Consider the following 19871-nt stretch of genomic DNA (forward strand, 5'->3'; position numbering starts at 1 on the left):
TTTAATGAGGTTTATAAAGATTTGACTTGAATGTTTCGATTGAATTGATTTTGATTTCTGACTTATTATCGACTACGGGCACATTCCCATTTAGGTTATTAACAGTCGCGCAGTTGAGAATGATTAATCGGTGTAACTCCGTTTCTAGAATATCCTCTACATACATATGCTCACCAAACACTGTGTAGAGTTTATTACCCTTTCTTGTTATCACCAGCCTATCACTACCTTTATAAGTTGGGTAGGGTGCGGGCTCAAACGGTCTTACGCCATTATGTTTTCCAACCCTAATATGCTTTTCGGAAGTCCGATATCTAACAACATGTTTATATTCGACCGATACGCCGTAGATTAGGTGTTTACGGAATACACCATCTATAGTTACGCCTTTCAAATGCCCACCATACTCCTCAATTCTAGATTGGTAATCATCGTTATTAATCAACCCCACTGCTATGGGTAAATATTGACCTTCTGGCAAATTCCAGCTAAGGTCTAGCGATATAGAGAAGTTGCCGATGTCGTTAATGATTTGCGATACCATTGCATCTTGGATTACCCCCGCATTAGAGCCAAACAACCCCTTTTGGGTAACCGATATTAGATCAGGCTCTACAACCTTAATCCCGCTCTCTTCTTCTGTAATCGTTGATTGAAGATTCTTATACCACTCCCAAACCAAACTATTGGTAGGGATAGCCGTTACCGAATTCTCAGGCATTATCTCGAACGATGTACCCGTTATATGCGCTTGTACTCCCGAAAGTATCTTTACCTTGTATTCACCTATCGGATAGAGTGAACTATTCACATAAACTTCTAATGCGTTATCTCGAACGTTTTTCCAGCCTACATCGTAGATATTCATTGTTTGTAAGTGTACAATCTGAACTTTGGTGATATTTTCATCTTCGGGCAAGGTCAAGCCTTTTCCTAGAATAGTTAAGGTTTTGATAGCGTTGCCTTCTTCTATTACAGGCGGGAAAATACCATTCGTTACCACACGTGTAGAAGATGAGAAGATACCGTTTAACTTGTACGATAGTGCAATAAGAGCTGGGTCGTTATTATCCATTGATAGGATAGAATTTACGGTTGCTGCACCACCTACAACCCCTAATTCTTTGGTTGTATTATTAAGGCCTATAAGTTGATTGAAGGTTGCATCTTGCGTCTTGTCTGGGATGTTTTTCAACGTGATGGTTTCTTTGTCGAAATAATCATCAATATAAGGTTCTACATCAGCATCAATGTTCCCATTTTTATCAGCAAAAACACCATTCCATGAAACGACTAAGTTTCTATATTTTTCTGTTATTGGTATTGTTACATACCTTGCCCCTCTTCCTGAACCACCATGTATACTCCATCTAGAAGCATTTTCTCCATAGGAGCTACCAGTAATTAGGTTAAAATTCCAAGCAACTTCATATAAATTACTGCCATCATCATCAAATTGAACACACCTGAAGGCGGACCCTGTTTCTACCGCATCTCCTATTAGAACTTCTGTACTAGCACCTTTAAAATGAATTTTACTCTCATCAAACCTAACCGTTGCATTCCCCGATTTCAAAGCAAAATCTTCTCCTACTTCGTTGACTTTGTTTTTAACTAAAGCATTAAGCTGAACGTTTTTATTTTCGTCAGGCGCAACACCGTCTACTGTATCAACTTTACCCAATTCTTCGGGATTGATGGTAGGTACGTCTAGCTTATCGCGCCATGCTTTGGCATCTTCGTCGCTTATGTTGGTAGCTGTACGTAAGGCGTAGTTGTCAATCGAACCAAAATTCACAGCATCATCTTCATTCACTGGTTCAGCCACTTTCACCCGTCCGTCGCTTGTTCTTTTTACGAACGTATTAGGCAACGCATCTTCTGCGTAGGGCATAGCTCGGAACCCGTCTCGATCGCTCTCGTAGATTAGTACTTGGCGTTCGGTCTTGCGTGGTATACTGAAATCTTCGGGTAGCAGACCTGTAAAAACCAATCGACCATCGGCATTGCGTAGCAATTGATACTCCTCGCTTGGGTAGCTACTCGGCGTATCGGGTAAACCGATAAAAGTACTCGAACCGCCCTTATCCACGAATACTTGTAAATTCTTATTACCGTCTATCTGGTACACCCGTCTATTCTCGGCGGTAACAATCAGCAATTCGCCCTCCGTACCCGTATCTTTGGCGTATTTGGTTGCTTCTTCTCTGGTGTCGAATAGCTTAATCGGCATCTGTCCGTATGGCACCAAGTCATCGGCTTGCAAGGCTCTAGAAGCTTTCAGTCGTCCGTCTCCGTGTCGTTGCGCCAGCGTGTGGAAGGAAGGAATTCTACTCACCTTGTAGCCCGACGTCCACCTATCCGTCACGACATTGTACGACGGCACAATGTGTGGACTATCGGCAGAAGCATTGGGGTTGTAGATGATGTCCGAACCGGTTATTTTTCGAGATGTAATTCCGTTTTCACCACCCACCACAAATTCGTTGAGACCAGCTTCTATATTAATTCCTATTTTAACTTCACTTTCTATAGACCATTTTAAATTATTTTTCCTAAAATTTGTCAAACAACCTTCTTTAGCTTCAATTCCAAACGCATACATTCCTGATGTGCCCGCTCTATAGACTCCGTCGGGCAAAGCGTTAAGTTCAAACAAGGTTTGCGAGGTATAAATAGTGCCTAATATCTGAATGGAATTATTAGTAATTAGTTGATTATTTAACTCCATCAAGATTTTAATAATCTTACTGTTGAGATCTAATGTTTCTACTATTTTATTTAATTCTTCAGCTTGTAAATAGTGATTTTCTAATTCAAAAGCTGGAATTGGATTTTTATTGTAGTGTTTTTGTATTCCTGTTGGTTTTACTGCATTTATCTCGCTTTCTGTGAATTTTCTCATGGCTTAAATAATTTTGTTATGAAATAAAGATTAATGTTTGTAGATATTGACATATAGAGCAAATACCAAATAGGAAATATGGCAATCGGAGGGTTAAAGTCAATAAAATAAAGAATTACTGCTATGTATATCCAAAACCAAATAAAGGCTGTAAAATGCGAAAAACATAATTCACAATATCCTAATATTTTGGATAAAATAAGTCCTTTTTTTGTTCCTGACATATCCCATTCTCTTAGTTGATTTTGCCAATTAAACATCATATCAAGCCATTGTCCTTTTTGAATTGACGCAAAAAATATCATCGAGAATGAAGCTACTCCGACAAGAAACCCAATAGTGATTATTATTAATTCAAGCATAATGTTTTGATGGTTTTAAATGAAAAGCATTTGTTTTGTAACAATTGTTTTTTTGGATTTATAATTCGGATTGTGTGTAAATAATCCTCGTTTAATTTTTCATTGATTATGATTTGCTGGTTTTCTTTTAAATCAATTGACACATATTTGGTAATTCCCATATAATCAATTTCTATTCTCCATACCCCCGATGAATCAGCAATTAAACCTGTGTTAATTGGCTCACATGCACTAAAGCATCCTAAAAACTCTATTTTGTCACAACATTTCATTTTATTTAACAATTTTTGCAAGGATTACATTCATAACAGTTTCTTTCGTTTGGCTGCATCGTTGAATAGCTTATAAACTCAAGTTTTACGAGGGTTCGATTGTGTAATTGAGAAAGAATTATATTTTTTTCTGCCCTATCCAATAGAGGATATTCAGAATTAATTACTTTTTCATTCGTTATTTGTGCTGAATTTATTATTATATCATCTTGGATACCTAGATAATTCAATAAACATTCAAGCAGTTTCTCAGGATAAGCATTAGAAACGTTTGCAACAAGTACAATTGTGTTTGTTAGCAGTAGATTTTTAGATGATTCAATTATTTTTTCGCCTTGAGATACTCTTACGTTTCCATCGTTACGCAAGTAAAAATAATTACCATACCTATCATCAACGCCATACGCTACATTTTCTTTTTGGTCTAGAGATATAAGCCTTTTTGCAGAATGGTCCATGTATAGGTCGGAAAAGCCATAATTGAAGAAATTCAATTGGTTTAAAAGATTCTTTTTTATGTGACTCTGGCTAATCATTTGAATTTGTTATGTATTTTTTTCGACTCTTCAGTTATTGCTTTCGTTATTTGCTTCTTTTCTGGTTCTGTTAGTTGAAATACATTTTTTTTGTATTTGTATTCCAAATGCTTGGCTTTTTTTGAGTTTTTACGGTTTGTGAATCCTATTTTAAAACCATGACTGTGTGCTTTTGCAGAAATAGAGTGTCTTAATTCACCCGTGTATTCAAGATTTACAGTATCGCTTTTCAGTCCTTGTTTTTGTCTTAATTCTTTGTAACCTCCTTTCATTTCTGCTGTTTTTTTTCCTCTGCCAGTAGGAATGAAATTTGATTTATTAATGAATTGATTTTGGCTTACTCGCATTGGTTTTTCTGAGTATTTTCCTATTTCGGAATTATTGGTCGCTTTCCCATTTTCAAATATTCTAATCTTCATGCTTCTTTCTGTTTGTTCAGCTATTTTCTGAAAAATTGGAATACTCATTATATCAGTTGCCTCAACACGAATTTTTTTCAACATTTCCAAATAAGCTTTTATATCCATCACACATTAACCACAATTTTTACACGTTTACAGTTAATACAATCCGAATCATTGATTAATAAATTCGGCAGGCTTTCAACAAAACTATTCCATGTTTCACGGTATTCGTTTTCTACTTTCTCATGAAGTTCCGTTGCGTGTTCACGCCCATAAATAATAAATGAAGTTATTCTATCGTTGTTTAATCGCTCTTGAAGGATGTTAGCTCTAGATTTTAGATAGATGATTTTTCCTACATAAGATTTTGCGTATCGACAAAGCAAACTTTCATAATCGCAATCACAACTAAAAGCAATATTAATCCCAAACCCCTCTTTTTGTATTTCTGTGCCGTTTTTATATCCTTTCACGAACCCACATTGATTTGGCATAGAACCATTGCATCCAATCAAGCACGTCAATTCCGATGAATACGTTTCAATGTTTTCTAAATAAACATGAATTGGGTCGTTACCTTCAGATTTATAATTAATCGAATACTTGTTGATTTTCCCACCAATTAATTTAATAGGAAAAGTTTTTATTACCGTTCCTTGCTGTATGAATAGGTTTGTTTTTTCATGGTCATCAACTGGAAATATCATAACGCTGTGAATCGTTAAGCGTTTAATGCTATTTGGTTCGTAGTATTGTTGATTTCTATTAATTGTTATTCCACATTTTCCAGCTATAGGATTGTTTAATGAGTTATCGAATTGTCCAGTAATAATCTGATCCGATACTAACTGTGTAATCAAATTGTTTGTGTTCAAAACGCTAATAAAATCATTTACAACATCCCGAATTGCAAATTTTAATTGAGCTTTCAAAAACTCATATCCGTTCGGTTGGTCAGAATTTGCAATTTGTGAAATGTTACTTAGATTTATTTCGGGTGCGTCTAGCAAGTCGTATCCACTTGTATTGAATGCCTTTTCATTACTGCATGGATTTGAAACTGAAACAATATTGTCTAAACAAGTACTCATAAGCTTTTACTAAAAAAGCACGCCCATTAATCCAAGAACACAATAGATATTGGAAATGAACGTGCTCAAATCAACATTATAATGAATATTTAATATATAATAATTACGCTTCTGTGAATGTCACGGCATCGGCATCATTAACACTAATTGAAGGAGCAGAATACCCAACGTATACTACTTTATCTCCACTTGCTTCAAATTGATACCCACCTAATGCATTTAATTCCGCAACTAACTCAGTCACGTTCGCTACATTTGCTTCAACCGTATATGATTGGTTTCCAATTGTTACATTTTTGATGTAGCCCGGCACAATATCACTAGGGGTCCATTCATATTTTTTCTTAGCGATTGGTTCCGCTGGGGTAGCTTCTGGACAAACAGTTGGATTCATTTGACATCCTGTAAAATGAAACACTCCGTTCACTGCCTCATCGTTACAAACACGGTCAGGCATGAAGAACACATCCCAATAAAGACCAAACTGAAATCTCCACTCTCCGTATTTGTCACCGTTAGTACATGGTTTGTGGACCACATCTAAATCCCACATGATTCCTGTTACTGGGTCGATAATCGAACCAAAGTAAACATTATCATTGATGCCTTGACTAAATAACCCTTCAATATCCGTAACCGAAAGCCCTTTTAAGTCAGTAGTCCATCTTCCTGTATTTTCAGAATAGGATACGAATTTTAAAACTTGTGGGTCAAAGGCGATTAAATGCTCGCCACCTCCAAACGCTTCGTTTACTGCTTTATCATAGTAATAATTAGAGTAAGGTAAACCGCCTGTATTGATACCATCGTTGTTTGTTCCTGAAACTGGAAGTAAAGACCTTACAAATTGGACATGCGAACCGCCTACAACAATTGGCTCACTTAAGTTAGCGTCTGAAAAAGTAGTTGCAATTACAACATTTCCAAAAGGGTCAATTGTTTTCTTTTCAACATCAAACAATGAAACTACTTTCGAAGTCGACCCATCAGGGAAACGACCAATATTTGCGATGAAATACGCTAATAATTGCATGTTTAAAGTTTTCCTTGCAGCCGCTAATGCGTTCGAGAAAAGTTCCATAAACATACTATTCGGGTCAATTCCGTCTAAGTCACGAACATCACGTACTGAGATTGAAAACACGGGAGATCTTGAGCATTGTTTGATATCAAAATCCCGTGAAGTTGGTTTGATTGACGTTCCTGAATCACAAATAGTTGTGGAACAATCAAATTCCAACTCACAAATTGGAGGAAAGTATTTTACTGTTAATTTTCTTCTTCCGTTATCATTGCGATAATCAGATTGTTGAATTGTTGTGTTTCTTTGAGAAGCCGCAACTACTGCCTCTGTAAATTCATGTCGGATTGCTGTTGTTCTTGACCAGTTTCTAATCCAACGCTGAACATTAATATGGAATTTTTTCATTATGATAGGTTTTAATTACTTAAATATTTTCTAGAAAGTTTTAGGTACTTCAAAACCTACCTGTATGGTTTTAGGACTTTTCATACAACGTCCACGCTAAGTATTGTTTATGTCAATTATATTTGATCTAAAGCGGATATAGTTACCTGATCTAATGCGCCACGCATTGAAGACACATCACTGTTTCCATTCGTTCTGTCTGTTTCTGTTTCACTGCCACGATTATCTTGTTTAATGATACCCAAACCTCCAAAAAATTCGGTCGCAAATTGTTTAGGCTGGATAAAAGTGTTTTTATCAGGATCAAGGATTGGTTTTTCTATATTCTCTTTATCCCTTAATTCTACTTCGCCTTTTTCGTTGATAGCTAAATGATATTTTTCAACCAAAGCGTTTTTTAACAAGCTCGCTCTAATTTTATTATCACCATCTATTAATGGAATTTCAGGCAACACCTTTGTTATTAAATATTCAGACACCTTATAATCAGTCAAACGATTATCAGCTTCTTTAATCTTTGACTCGTATTCTGTTTTAATCTTTTCTATTTCCAAATTGTGCGCCTCAATAGCTTGCGCTAATTGTTCTCTAATTTCCTCAGTATCTTTGCTTTTATTAACATCCAACACCTCTACCAATTTACTTATTTTGTCAGCATCTGTTAATTTTTCTAAATCGACTAAAGGAATCTGATTATTACTAGCCTTACGAATATACCCATTAAGTTTACCACCAAATTCACCAGCAACTGCCTTAAGCTTTTCAGGCAAAACCTCCTCATTGAATTTCGCCATATATACCGCTTCACGACTATCTACAAAAGATTTTAATATATTATCTGCGTTAAATTCTTTGTTGGCTTCTTCTGTATTGCTAACTATTTCCACAGCTTGAGCAATGCCCAGTCCGTTGAATAAAGATTGAATTTGGTCTATTGTTAATTTCATAGTATGAGTTAATTATTGATTTTTTTTTACAACTTCGTATTTAGTTGAATCATTAAAATACTTCTCTGCCGACTTTACTGATGTAACAAAATTTTTGTTGGATGAAATTTCTTTAATCAAACATTCGCCTTTTTTCAGCTTTATTTCTAATGAATCGTTTTTGTTTTCGATAATTTCAGGCTGGATAACATCGGATTTTATTGTGTTTTCCACATCGCTATCTTTTTTAACATCCTTTTTAGCCATATTATTTAAATTTTGATATTATGTAAGCCGTTTTAGGACTCACCAACACTGTTGAGTGTTGCCCATGAACTTGTACCCGTCCGTCAATTACCTTTGCTTTTTTTTGCGCTGGCTCAACAGTATCGGGTTGTAAAACGTCAATTTCTGAATTTGTTTTTGTCGTTTTTTTTAATGCAATTTCTTTATTGCTCACTCCGTTAACATCAGAACTTGTCACTTGTGTATTCCTCCTCTTCGCCATAGAAATTTATTTATAACAAATATAAGTATTAATCATCTAATTATCTTTATTATGGATATAATTAATTATTTCTGATACTTTTTTCTCTCTGATATATTCAAAAGAATTATCTAGTATTATTTTTTGGATGCTATCTTTAACCTGTTTAGCATTAGCAATATCTTCTTCAGTTATATAACCTATATCTTTAGCATCTTTAATTTCTGCTATTGTTAATCCATAAGTTTTATCAAGAATAGATAACACCTGATTAATTTTTATTTGTACATCATTTCCTTTAAATCGCTTTTCAACAAAATCATTAATAAGACTTAACCTTACGTTTAAAGGCAATCCGTTTGCAATTGCTGTTTGTATTTCAGATAATAAATCGTTAGCAGTTTGAGTGTCGAATTTATAAGGCTTTATTAAAGTGAATCCCCCTTCAAACTTAGGGGCGGGAAGTCTGTAAGCAATAAAACATTTCAAACAAAATTCTTTAAGCTCAAATAGCCTATCCGATATATTGGATGCGAATTGATAAAGATTATCTCTATCAATTGTTTTCGCAACTCCTGATTGCGCTTCATCTACTTTTAATAAATTCAGACTGTCAAGAATAGCATTAAAAATATCTCTGTTTTTATCTCTATGGTATTGATTTACCGCAATATTAGGATTAATAATGCGGACCATGTCACGATCCATATTGTCAACGGGCACTTCATAACGTTCGGCAGGGTTTATTGAAATTTGCTTTTTCCCTTGACACGTGCTACATGGTACTTGTTTTGTTCCGTTTGGATAAAGTTCGCAAATCTCTACGATTTCTTGCGTAGATCCAATTCCGTGACAAGTAGGACAGTCTATAGTTGCTTGCTGAATATATGGATATGATGCTTCTTTGTCGACAAGCTGTTCTGATGAATGGCTAGAAATATATTCATCCGCAATTGGCAGAGCATCATCTAAAAATGATTTATAAAAATTGTTATTAGCATAAATGCCACCTAATTTAACAGCAGGTATAAAGCTAAATTTATGGTTAAAATAGCCAGCTTCATTGACCCATTCATTTTTTTGATTTTTCTTGAATCGTATTATATCTGTTTTATTTATCCAAAACACATGATTACCGTCTTGTGTTTTGAATATTAAATCTTGATTTTCGTCGTGTATAATATCGATAGATCTTACGTATAAAAAGGAAATTTCAAGAGGCTCGGTTAAGTGCAGTGTTTCTTTTCTGTGCTTTGTTGGTATAATAACGATATATCCGTTTGGGTCTTCCAACATTGCTTGAACAAAGATATTTTTAAACAACGAAATAAAATTGTTGTTTTCTTGAAAATTAGCACCGTTTAAATACTCTTCATTTGTTTTATTTTCTACTTTAAGTGTGTATTTTGTGTCTTGGTAAATCATTCCCTTTACGACTTTTATTAGTCTCTGAAAAGGGGATTTTGTTAGTGGACGGTACTGACTGTATCTCCATTGCCTTGTAACATCTTCTTCTCGAGGGTGTTTAGATAATAAAAATTTATCAAATAGCCGTTGATATTCCTCACCTAAATAATCTGGAGGATAGATTGTTCCAGCTGAGGGGCTTGACAAATCCTTAAATGATGGTCTAGCACCTTTCGTGTGTAATGTAATCGCATAAAAAGTGTTTCTAGCTTCCTTTAATAATTTGGAATTAGAAACACTTTTATTATTGATTAATTTTTTTACCTCCTCGATATTCATTACCATTTACCAGCTAATTCTGGTATGTCGTTTAAATTTATTATTGGCTTATACTTCATTGCTAAAGGATCACCTAAAAACGTTAATGTTCCTGCCTTAATTTCAATGGCACCCCCTCTAGTAAGGTTCTCGAAATTGCGATGCATTTGGAACGATGCAGACATTCCATAACCATATTCATCAACTGGAGCTACAAAATCCCCGTTAGACATCACAAACCCATAATTTAGGCTTGTTTTGTGATCTAATTTGTTTTGCCAAAAATCATAATCAGCAAATAAATTAGCTGGAGTAGATGAACCTCCTGAAACTTCTGGAATCTCTACTTTAATACGGTCTTCAAAAGTTATTTGGCGCTCTACAATTTCTTGATCAGCTGGACGTGTATCGGATAACTTTCTTTCCTCGTAAACTGGTTCTGAGATAGAGACGTTGACTAATTCATTTGAAAATACGATTGCTCCACTTTCATATAACGTTTTAAACGCTTCGTCAGTCATAGGACTAGGTAGCTTTACATCACATTTGTAAAATCCAAGCGATTTAATATTGATTTTTCTGTATGAAATTTCACAATCCGCCTTAGTTACTTCGGTGAGTGTAAAATCTGCACATTCTGCCGGACAAATACTTCCCATATTATTATTTTTTTTGTTAAACATTTCATTTACACAAATATAAATTAAAAGTATCTAATTATTTGCATTATAAATATTAATTTTTTTTTGAAAGTATTCAGCATAAAATCTTCCTGTTGCATTGTTGAGCGAGTTATATTCAGCAGTTATGTGTATCCAATAATCTATAAGACTTTTTTTAGTTAATACAGACAATCCATGATAGTTGTAAAATACATCATTAGTGTGCGGTTTTTTCTGAAATACATCAAACCTTATTCGATTTAAAACAAACGCCCCCCTTTTCCCGTTTTCGGACATTGGTGTTTTTTTTACCCATTTAGAAATATTAAATTTTAAATATAAATCTAAATCATCCGTAAGTATATCAACATCCTTTATTTGCAATTCTTGATTCTCTATTTTAAGACAAAACGACCCCACAATTTTCATTGAAGGATCGTTCTGCTGTAACATTTTTAATGTATTTAGCATCATATTCTGCGGTTAACAGTAATACTTTCAAATTCTTTTAACGTGTGGCTTTTCTGTTCCCCCGTTTGACAGTCTATCCAATAAACAGTTAAAGGTTTTTGGGTTTCTATTATTTCAATTTCTGCTGAATCACAAGTGTCTGCTTCCGCACAATGTATTAACGCACCGCGACAATAACATTTTTTTATAATATTATTTGTATTTCTAAAGGTGTAGGTTTCGCACGAATACGACTCGTCTTTTGGTTTTATGTGCAACACGTTTGATTCAATCCACTCCGTTCCTTTATTTACAGAACCTAAAACCCTAACATATAATTTTTCAGGCTTTACCCCGCTTATCGGAAATATTCCATCAGTACTTTCTAGGTAATCTATAGTCGCCCAATCACTTCCGTTAAGAGATGTTTGGATAGCAATATTTCCTCCCTCTTCAGTTTTAATATTGGTTTTATATTTTACCATGTGATTGTATGCGTTTACATACTCTCTATCTTCAACTCCATGATTGTCATTCCAGAATATATTTATAAAATAACCTTGAGGATTTTCATCTAACCCACCATTCGAGCAATTGGACTCAACATAAACAGGAACAGATAATGATCCGTTTGAACAAACCGTCCTAATTTCTGCCTGATGTTTCCCGTTTTCTAAATTTTTAATTATAAATTTATTTGTAGTTGGGTTTGGCAAAAAATCAACCCATTTGCCGTCTGGTAGTTTTTTATATCTTACCCTAAAGCTCATGCCGTCTGCAAGAACAGGGTTTTGCACATTTATTTCCCAATTAATTGCCATTTATATTGTAATTTATATTTAACGTTAACTCCAAATATCCTTTTGTAAAATCTAAATTATCAGAACTAACATACAAGTCTCCGTTGCTCATTATCATGACGCTTAGATTTTCTTTTTCTATAAACTCTGTGTTTTTTGGCTGCATTACAGCATTAAGTGTTCCTATATTTTCATTTAACAGGTTTGTATCTAAAGGTATTTTATGATTTTCTAGTTTCAATAAAATCATAGCGTTCCCAAACTGGTCTGCTTCTAATTTAGAGCCTGATGCAAGAACCCAATCCTTGCTTAAAGTTATTCCGCCTTTGGTTATTACTAAATCAACGCAATTAGTAATTATACTTGATGGTCTTTGACAATCCTCTATAATTTCACAAGTTGATTTAATTCCATTAGGCGGCAAACATAAACCTTCGACCCCATTGCATAAATTTTTAGGCAACACGCAATCGTCTTTTTGTGCGTAAACTCTATTAGCAGGCGAGTATTCCCAGTAATGTATAAAACTTGGTAAGAACCCAAAAGAGTCTATTTTTATTATCGCAACAGGCTGGCATGCTGTTTCACTGCTTGGATACTCTTCAATAGATATAACATCGCTAAAAGAATTAAAATAGTTTAAAAGCTCATTGAAGGTATGCCCGATTATTTTTCCGTTTTCGTCAAAATATGCCTGGTCTTTCAACCCTCCCCATATTACATAATATGTACACAAAGTCGTACAATCGTCCTGACAACTAAAATCGTTTGTTATTACTTTTTTCTCAAAAGACACGTCTAACAGCCAACTACAGGTGTTCCGAATTGTATCGGTTTTAAACACAACACCTTTTCGATGGATATATTCTTCTGAATCAACATATATTCTTTTGCCTGAAAATATTGCTTCTATTTCCTCCATCTTCCATTGAGGAAATGGAATTAACCCCGTGAATTTGTAAGTTTGAGTAACATCAATACGTTGCACCCTTCCTAAAAACGATATTTGTTTTTCATATTCGGTAGGTTGCTTTTTTATTTCAGATTCAATCCATTGAGAATTAGAATATCTTAAATCTGGATCATTACCATGATAGTTTAATAATAATTTAGGGTCGCCGTAATATAATCCTGTTACATTATCTAAACAATCATAAGTTGACTCTATCCGCGTATATGGTAAATTACACCCATCTTCATCAATGACATAAACGGCATAAATTGGTAAATTCTTTTCTATACCACCGCCTAACACACCAGTTAAAGGAAAAGTTAATGCATTTGACCTTAAGATTGTAATTTTATTCACTTGAGAACAGTCAAAATATAAATTCCATTTATTTGTTCCTTGATGATATACTGGCTCGAAATGGTTCGCAAGCTCGTTTATGTTGTTGTATAATTGGTCTTGATTTACTCGAAGATATCCTCTGCCCAAAGAAAAATCATCCCATTCTGTGTTAGTCAACTCAATGTAACATCTTTTGGAATGATTTAATCTTTGGTATGTTTCTGTAATTTTATTAAATATTAATTGTCCGTTATTTCTTATTTCAACTCTAAGCGTGAAGCAATCTACAGGAAAATCTTCTCCCCACTCACGAAGCTGTAGGTTAAAGTATCTGAAGTTGTAAATTGACACTCCAAATTGTATTCGGAACCTGTTCGTAACGTCTTGGATAAAAACTTCTCCCGTACAATTATAAAGCACAACTTTTACACTATAATTATTTAATGATTGTTCGGGTAGTCTACCTTGTAGATTTATATCCGAAGCAGTAACAACAGGCTGTGAATATGGCTTTTCGTTTCTGCACAAATTATTTATTCGCAATTGCGATAGTGAGTCGACAAAAATCATACAGTTCCTTTTATTTTTATATACCTACCTTTGTTTTTCCGACCATCGAAATTAATTTCGATTTCTTTGATAATACCCTCTTTGTAGTATTCGCCCGCATCAATTTTTACTTTTCGTTCTATATTGACATTTCCTGAATTTTCAAGAACATTTAATCTGTGCAAAGCTTCAGTACATAGTTGTATTGATAGCTCAAATTCTTTATTCATTACAGGATTAAATCGTGGGTCTTTTGTTTGATGAAAATCCCATAAATTGCCTTTATATTGAGCATCGTAAAACATTGGATAGTTTATTACGTAGTTATATTCTTTATAAAATTCATCGTATTGTTCACCCGCTTTGTTTGCTTGGTCATATGGTATTCCTCCCGTATTATAGATATCATTAGGGCTTGGCATCGCTCCTCCATACTGATAACTCTTCACGGCTTTAGCGGCTTGTTTATCTTTACCATCCCAAATAATTAAGCGTGGTAACATCGTGGTGTGGTTTTGCATTAATACCACTCCTTTGTAATGTTTCATTTCTTTCTTTACATGGTTAAGAGTTATTAGGAATTGTGGACCTGTTAATAACAATCCTATTATTTTCCCTGCTTTCCCAATAGGGCTTAAAGTCTGTGTAACATAATCTGTATCAATTCCATCATTTCTGAATCGAGTAGGAGCAAACTCCACCAAAGTATCATCTTGACTGCCCGACAATATCGGATTAATAGGTTTATTAAATTCAATAATATCGTTATATCTCACCCTACAATCGCTTGTGAGATTATCAAAAGCATCTACAGAATATCCAACACGCATATAAGCAGGTTTTGTTTGTGTATTCCAACTGTAGCATATATTGTCTAGGATTAAATTTTTATCCTTATCTATAAAATCAAAAACGTAATCATTACTATCTAGCTTATCAACATGGTCAAAATACAACACTCCTTCTTTAATATACCATTTAGCATTAAAAGGTTTTTTTAATTGGTCTAATAACATATCAAGAGTTAATAACGGGTCATTATCTTCAATCCAATATTTTTTACTTTTCTTGTCAACACCTTTTTTTGTTTCTGCTGAAAAATAAGTTAAGTTGTAATACGGTGATGATGGATTAAAGAAAAACGGTATCGACTCTGTAGTAATTCTTACTCCACACTTTGAGCAAACATTTCTTATATAATCTCTAACTAAAGGAGCGGGATGTTCACGCCCACACCCAAACAAATCAATAAATATATCAGTTATAGAGTTGATTAATTCTTTTACTGAAGGGATTGGGTTTTTAATTTTTTTAATTCTTACTCCAGGTATTTTATTAACCGCAGAAATTATTGCGTTAATTACCGTAATTATTGGCGTTATGATTATTTGTAATATTAGGTTTATTATAATAGAAACAATTCCAACAACCCCTAAAATTTGGAAAAGTAAAGACAATAAAAATGTAGGTCTAAATTCATTGCAGTACGAAAATCTAGGATGCTTATATTCTCCATTAAACATTCCTAAATGATTATCTGTTACAAGTGTTGAATAAATACAAGTATAAAAATCATCTTTTTGTTTTAAGCTTACTTCAATAGTACAATAATCATCATCGCAGTAATTTAATCCGTCACTTTTTATAACGAAGTCAGTCATTGTACCTATGTTTTCTAACTCAATTTTTACTTCAATTCCATTAAGTGGCGACGCAACATGATCCATTAGCCAGTCTTTTACAAACTTAAAAGCATTTCCATATAATTGTAATTCATTGGTGACTGACTTCTCAATGTTTGATATAGACCGTGTATTTTCGGTACTCCTTGCTTTACATACGATATTTAATTCGTCAAGATTATCAATATATTTTGTAAACTCAATCCATTCGTTGTTTGGTATATAACCTTCAACAATATTTAATGAACTTGGATTGATGCCTGAATACCAAACTGGACGCTGGAATTCATCGTAAAGTTGAAGCTTGCGCATGTATAATTTTAACTTCATAACAAATCACGTTTCATTTTACGAATATTAACCGCATTTGACATTGCAACCAATCCATCTGCATCAATTATTACCGAACTTGATTTTTGATTTTCTATTGCTGTTTTAATTTCTGCCAGCTCGTTTTTTATATCCAACACTTCTTTTTTATTATGCATTACGGTTGATGTTACACCAACGTCTTTAATATTTGGTAAAGAAAATGCTACATTGTTATTCATCATTTCTAAAATTTTAGCATTATCTCCGATACGAGTTCCTTTGGCAGTAATTACACTCTCTCCTTTACTCAATCGTGCTGGTATACTATCCGATGTTTCCGTTCCTGGTCCATATAAGTTTACTACACCATCTTTGAAACCTAATGAACCAGTACTGTCTTGCGACAATGATTTTGCCATAGCATATCCAGTAGCTAATGCAGAAATAGTAGCTAACACCGCTGCAATAGATAGAAACCCACCACCTCTTTTGGCGGCTTCAGCGACAGCAACCAACGATGCGGATATTTGTTGTGCAGAATTAATTGCAATTTGTTGCCGTGCGTACTTTTCTTGCTGTGCTTGTGCTTTTTGCAATCTTTGCTCTTCCAATTGTAATATTTCTGCATTACCTCGTTCAGCTATTTTTTGAATACGCTCAACACGCCTTTCTCTTATTGATATTTCCAAATCAAGCGCATTTTGTAAAACCTCAGTAAATGTGGTAACGGATCCAGTAACTTCATTCACATATGCATTTATTTCACGGAAAGTATTCAATATTTTTTCGTCTTTTTCAGACCATTTACACTTTTCGTTTGATGGGTTTTCTTCCAGTCCATCAAATCCTTTCTTAATTGAGTTTTGTGTTGTGGATAATTGAGAATTTAACGCATCAATCTGCTTTTGTCGTGCTTCTTTTTCTTCATCTGCCAAATCATCATACCCTGCCTTTAGTACTGCTAATTGATTTTCAATGGATGTTTTTATAATGAAAAGTTTCGTTAACTCTGCACGTTTAGCAATTTCTACTTCCTTGTTTGCTTTTTCTTCGGCTAGTTTTAATTTTTTGTTTTTCGATAAATTTTTATTATCATTTTCATCGGCTTGATTACGTATTTTTTCTAACTCATTTTCATTTTCTCGTAATTTATCAAGGTATTTTTTATCAAATTCGGCTTGCTCTTTTTCTGTGTAATGGTCAATTCTTGAAACTGCAAGGTTTTCTAATTCCTTAATTTCTTCTAAAACATATTTTAATCTCGTTTCTCGGATGCGCTTTTCAGAATCTTTAACAACTTTTAATCTTAATTCTTCATTTTTCTTTTGTGCTTCCTCGACTAATTTTAATTGTTCGATTGCATTGGCTGATAATTCAGGATTATTTAAATCATCAGTTAATTTCGCATGCTTACGAATTAATTCTTTATTGCGTTCATCAATTGATTCTAATTGAACATCTGTACCTTTTTGGATGTTTTTTATTTCTTTATCGAGCGATTCAGCAGATAGTTTGAACAGTTCATCATCAATTACACGCTGGCTATCAATCAATGCTTTTATTTCTTTTTCTGCTCGTTCCTTTAGTGCTGTTGATAAGTCAATAATCGAATTTTGTATTTCTGCTATTCTTGTTTGGCTCGCTTCCTTTTCTGCACCTTTAATGTATTGAATACGCTGTTTTGCGTAATTTATTTCTAGCAATAGTAATTTAGCATTATGAGAATCTGTAATGTCTTGCATCTTCTCATTGTATGTAATTCGGTCTATTTCTTCATTTTGGAGTGCAGTGAGTTTTTCTTTTCTTATTTTTTCTAAGGCTTGCTTTTCTTTTTCTAACTCCGTTTTATAATTTTCCTCGATAACTTTTAACGCCTCTTTATTCGGATCAACGGTTCGCCCTGAGTGTGTTTTTGATTTTGTTTTTGTTGTTCCAGTAGATGAATTAGCAGGAGTTTTTGTTTTTGTTGGTGAATTAATCTTATCCCGAATACCTTGTATTAATTTTTCTTGTGCTAAAATTTGATTTTGATTAGCCCCTTGCTTTTTCATTAATTTCAACTCTTCTTCTTCTTGAGCTAATGTTTCTTTTAATCCTTTGATATAACTTTCATTTTGAGCATTTGTAAGTTTGATTTGATGTAGCCTTTCTTTATTTAATTTTTCGTTTATAGAGTTGAAATTTTCCCAATTTTTCTGAAATTCAGATGCCTGTTTTACTTTATTTAAATTTCTTTCTCCAGCAAATTCACGTGTTGAAGTTGAAAGTTCATTAATTAAATCCTCTCCTTTGTTTTGAACACTTTTTTTAAGAATTTGATTTCCTACACGTTGCTGTTCTGAAGGACTTAAGGCTGAAAATGAAACCTCTGTATATCCATATTTTGCCAATTCGGGCAATAAAGCCTTAATTGCTTCTCGCTGTTTGCCAATTAATCTGGTTTGTTCTTCTGTAATTCTGTTCTGCTCCTCGCTGATTAACGCTAATCTTATCTTGTTTTCATACTCCTGATTCAGAACTGACAAAGCGGATGACAATTGTTCGGTAGATGACCTTTCAGCATCAATTAAATTTAAATATTCTGGATATTTCGATGCAATTTCACTCATTAATGAGCTTCGAACCTCCTCTTGATTATTGGCTATAATTAATTGACCAACCAAAAGATTTAATTCGTTGCGTTGCTCCCGCAAGCTATCTACAGGACTGGTTTCTATCATTTTTGTAAACCAATCTACTGTTTCCTTTACTGAATTTAACAGCCCTTGAAAGGAACTTTGACCATGAGACCCGATAGCAGAAAATAATCCATCAAATGAATCACCCAAATTTGAAATGGTCCCGCCCAAAGTTTGTGCTTGAGCATTCATTCCACCAGCTACACCTTTCATTTGACCGAATGACAGAATCGCTTTTCGGATTGCTTCTTCATCGGTTTTTTTGATTTGTTTCTCTACTCCTTTAAAAGTCAACGTAACTGAATCACCCACAGTTTTAGCACGGATACCAAACTCTTTCAGCCTTTCATATTCGTTTGTTTGAGCATCGAGTATAGCCTCCACCAACTGGTCAAATGATTTTCCTTGTGAAGCCGCTAAATCTCCTAAATTCGTTAACTCTTCATAAGTTGGCGTAAAACCTCTATTCACCAATTTAATGAAAGATGAAGTTAGTTCATCGACTGCAAATGGTGTTTTTTCCGCAAACGTTTTAATTTTAGTAAATTCTTCATTAGCTTTTATAGATGATTGAAAAGTATTACGGAGTGTGGTTCGGTAACTTTCAAATCGTTGTGTTACGTCTTTCACCTGATTTCCCAACGTGGCAATACTCAAAGCGCCGCCAATGGCTGGTAATAACCTTGACACACCACTGACACTTCTTAACAATCCTTTACTAAGATTTGGAATAGGATTAGCGTTGTAGTTGTTAAGTCTAGTCCGTTGTTGGTTAATTAAATTGTCATATCTGCGGATATCTTCATCGGATGTTGCTCTACGTCTAGCAGCTTGAAGTAGCTTCAATTTTTGTTCAACAGCTCCGATTATACCCAGCTCTTTTTCCATCGAATGGGTTAATCGTTTATTACTGATTATGTTTTGCTCTAAACTTTTTTTATGATAATTAAGGGCAGAAGTATTTTGATTTATCATTCGGGATAGTCTAGCCCTTGTCTCATTGTCTTGCACTGCCGTTCTATTATATTGTTGAGCTAAACGGATTTGCCTTTTGGTAAGGTTTTCGATTCCTTTAATATTTCCTTCAACGGTACGTATAGCCTTATCAAGTTCAGCATCATGTACTTGGTAGGAAATGTTATGAATGATATCTATAATTTCGTCTGCCATAACTTAACAAAATTACTAAAATAAATCAAAATATAATTATTATAAATACTTGTTTCGAAAAATAAAATCAATGCACAAAAAAAGCACGTCATTTAGTGTGCTTTTTTATTTCCTCATTGTGCCATTCAACATACTTATTC

The 19871-nt window shown here is 34.1% G+C and carries 16 protein-coding genes; all 16 read right to left on the minus strand.

Translation table 11 applies throughout. The features are described from left to right. Position 1 precedes the first annotated feature (1 nt). Entirely contained in the window at positions 2-2905 is a 2904-nt protein-coding gene (locus tag WEEVI_RS01175) for a hypothetical protein (protein WP_013597350.1), read from the minus strand. 349 nt (positions 2906-3254) lie between these two features. Further along, on the minus strand, positions 3255-3539 hold the full coding sequence (locus WEEVI_RS11300) for a hypothetical protein (RefSeq protein WP_013597352.1): 285 nt from the start codon (positions 3537-3539) through the stop codon (positions 3255-3257). A gap of 5 nt (positions 3540-3544) precedes the next feature. Further along, positions 3545-3997, minus strand: a complete 453-nt coding sequence (locus WEEVI_RS01190; protein WP_041942016.1) for a hypothetical protein — start codon at positions 3995-3997, stop codon at positions 3545-3547. 74 nt (positions 3998-4071) lie between these two features. Further along, positions 4072-4602 carry a hypothetical protein gene (locus tag WEEVI_RS01195; RefSeq protein WP_013597354.1) on the minus strand — a complete coding sequence of 177 codons (531 nt, stop codon included), beginning with the start codon at positions 4600-4602 and terminating at the stop codon, positions 4072-4074. Beyond that, on the minus strand, positions 4602-5570 hold the full coding sequence (locus WEEVI_RS01200; RefSeq protein ID WP_013597355.1) for a hypothetical protein: 969 nt from the start codon (positions 5568-5570) through the stop codon (positions 4602-4604). Before WEEVI_RS01200 ends, WEEVI_RS01195 begins: the two co-directional genes overlap by 1 nt. 103 nt (positions 5571-5673) lie before the next feature. Next, a complete protein-coding gene (locus WEEVI_RS01205; protein ID WP_013597356.1) occupies positions 5674-6999 on the minus strand; it encodes a hypothetical protein in 1326 nt (441 codons plus the stop codon). A gap of 116 nt (positions 7000-7115) precedes the next feature. Further along, positions 7116-7946 (minus strand): hypothetical protein, encoded by an 831-nt coding sequence (locus WEEVI_RS01210; RefSeq protein ID WP_013597357.1) that lies wholly within the window; start codon positions 7944-7946, stop codon positions 7116-7118. A gap of 12 nt (positions 7947-7958) precedes the next feature. Then, positions 7959-8192: a hypothetical protein gene (locus tag WEEVI_RS01215; protein WP_013597358.1), complete on the minus strand. Its 234-nt coding sequence runs from the start codon at positions 8190-8192 to the stop codon at positions 7959-7961. A 1-nt stretch (position 8193) separates the two neighbouring features. After that, complete coding sequence (locus WEEVI_RS01220; protein ID WP_013597359.1) at positions 8194-8433, minus strand: hypothetical protein; 240 nt, start codon at positions 8431-8433, stop codon at positions 8194-8196. A gap of 36 nt (positions 8434-8469) precedes the next feature. Then, entirely contained in the window at positions 8470-10164 is a 1695-nt protein-coding gene (locus WEEVI_RS01225; protein WP_041942017.1) for a DnaJ-like cysteine-rich domain-containing protein, read from the minus strand. Next, entirely contained in the window at positions 10158-10796 is a 639-nt protein-coding gene (locus WEEVI_RS01230; protein ID WP_013597361.1) for a hypothetical protein, read from the minus strand. Before WEEVI_RS01230 ends, WEEVI_RS01225 begins: the two co-directional genes overlap by 7 nt. Positions 10797-10850: 54 nt before the next feature. Then, a complete protein-coding gene (locus WEEVI_RS01235; RefSeq protein WP_126414796.1) occupies positions 10851-11252 on the minus strand; it encodes a hypothetical protein in 402 nt (133 codons plus the stop codon). Positions 11253-11269: 17 nt separating this feature from the next. Further along, on the minus strand, positions 11270-12070 hold the full coding sequence (locus WEEVI_RS01240; RefSeq protein WP_013597363.1) for a hypothetical protein: 801 nt from the start codon (positions 12068-12070) through the stop codon (positions 11270-11272). Then, positions 12060-13910: a hypothetical protein gene (locus tag WEEVI_RS01245; protein WP_013597364.1), complete on the minus strand. Its 1851-nt coding sequence runs from the start codon at positions 13908-13910 to the stop codon at positions 12060-12062. The genes WEEVI_RS01240 and WEEVI_RS01245 overlap by 11 nt, the downstream gene beginning before the upstream one ends. Continuing rightward, positions 13907-15901, minus strand: a complete 1995-nt coding sequence (locus WEEVI_RS01250; protein WP_041942021.1) for a hypothetical protein — start codon at positions 15899-15901, stop codon at positions 13907-13909. The genes WEEVI_RS01245 and WEEVI_RS01250 overlap by 4 nt, the downstream gene beginning before the upstream one ends. Next, positions 15898-19731: a tape measure protein gene (locus WEEVI_RS01255; RefSeq protein ID WP_013597366.1), complete on the minus strand. Its 3834-nt coding sequence runs from the start codon at positions 19729-19731 to the stop codon at positions 15898-15900. The genes WEEVI_RS01250 and WEEVI_RS01255 overlap by 4 nt, the downstream gene beginning before the upstream one ends. Between the last annotated feature and the right edge of the window lie 140 nt (positions 19732-19871).

The sequence above is a fragment of the Weeksella virosa DSM 16922 genome (genome assembly GCF_000189415.1).
Classification (GTDB): domain Bacteria; phylum Bacteroidota; class Bacteroidia; order Flavobacteriales; family Weeksellaceae; genus Weeksella; species Weeksella virosa.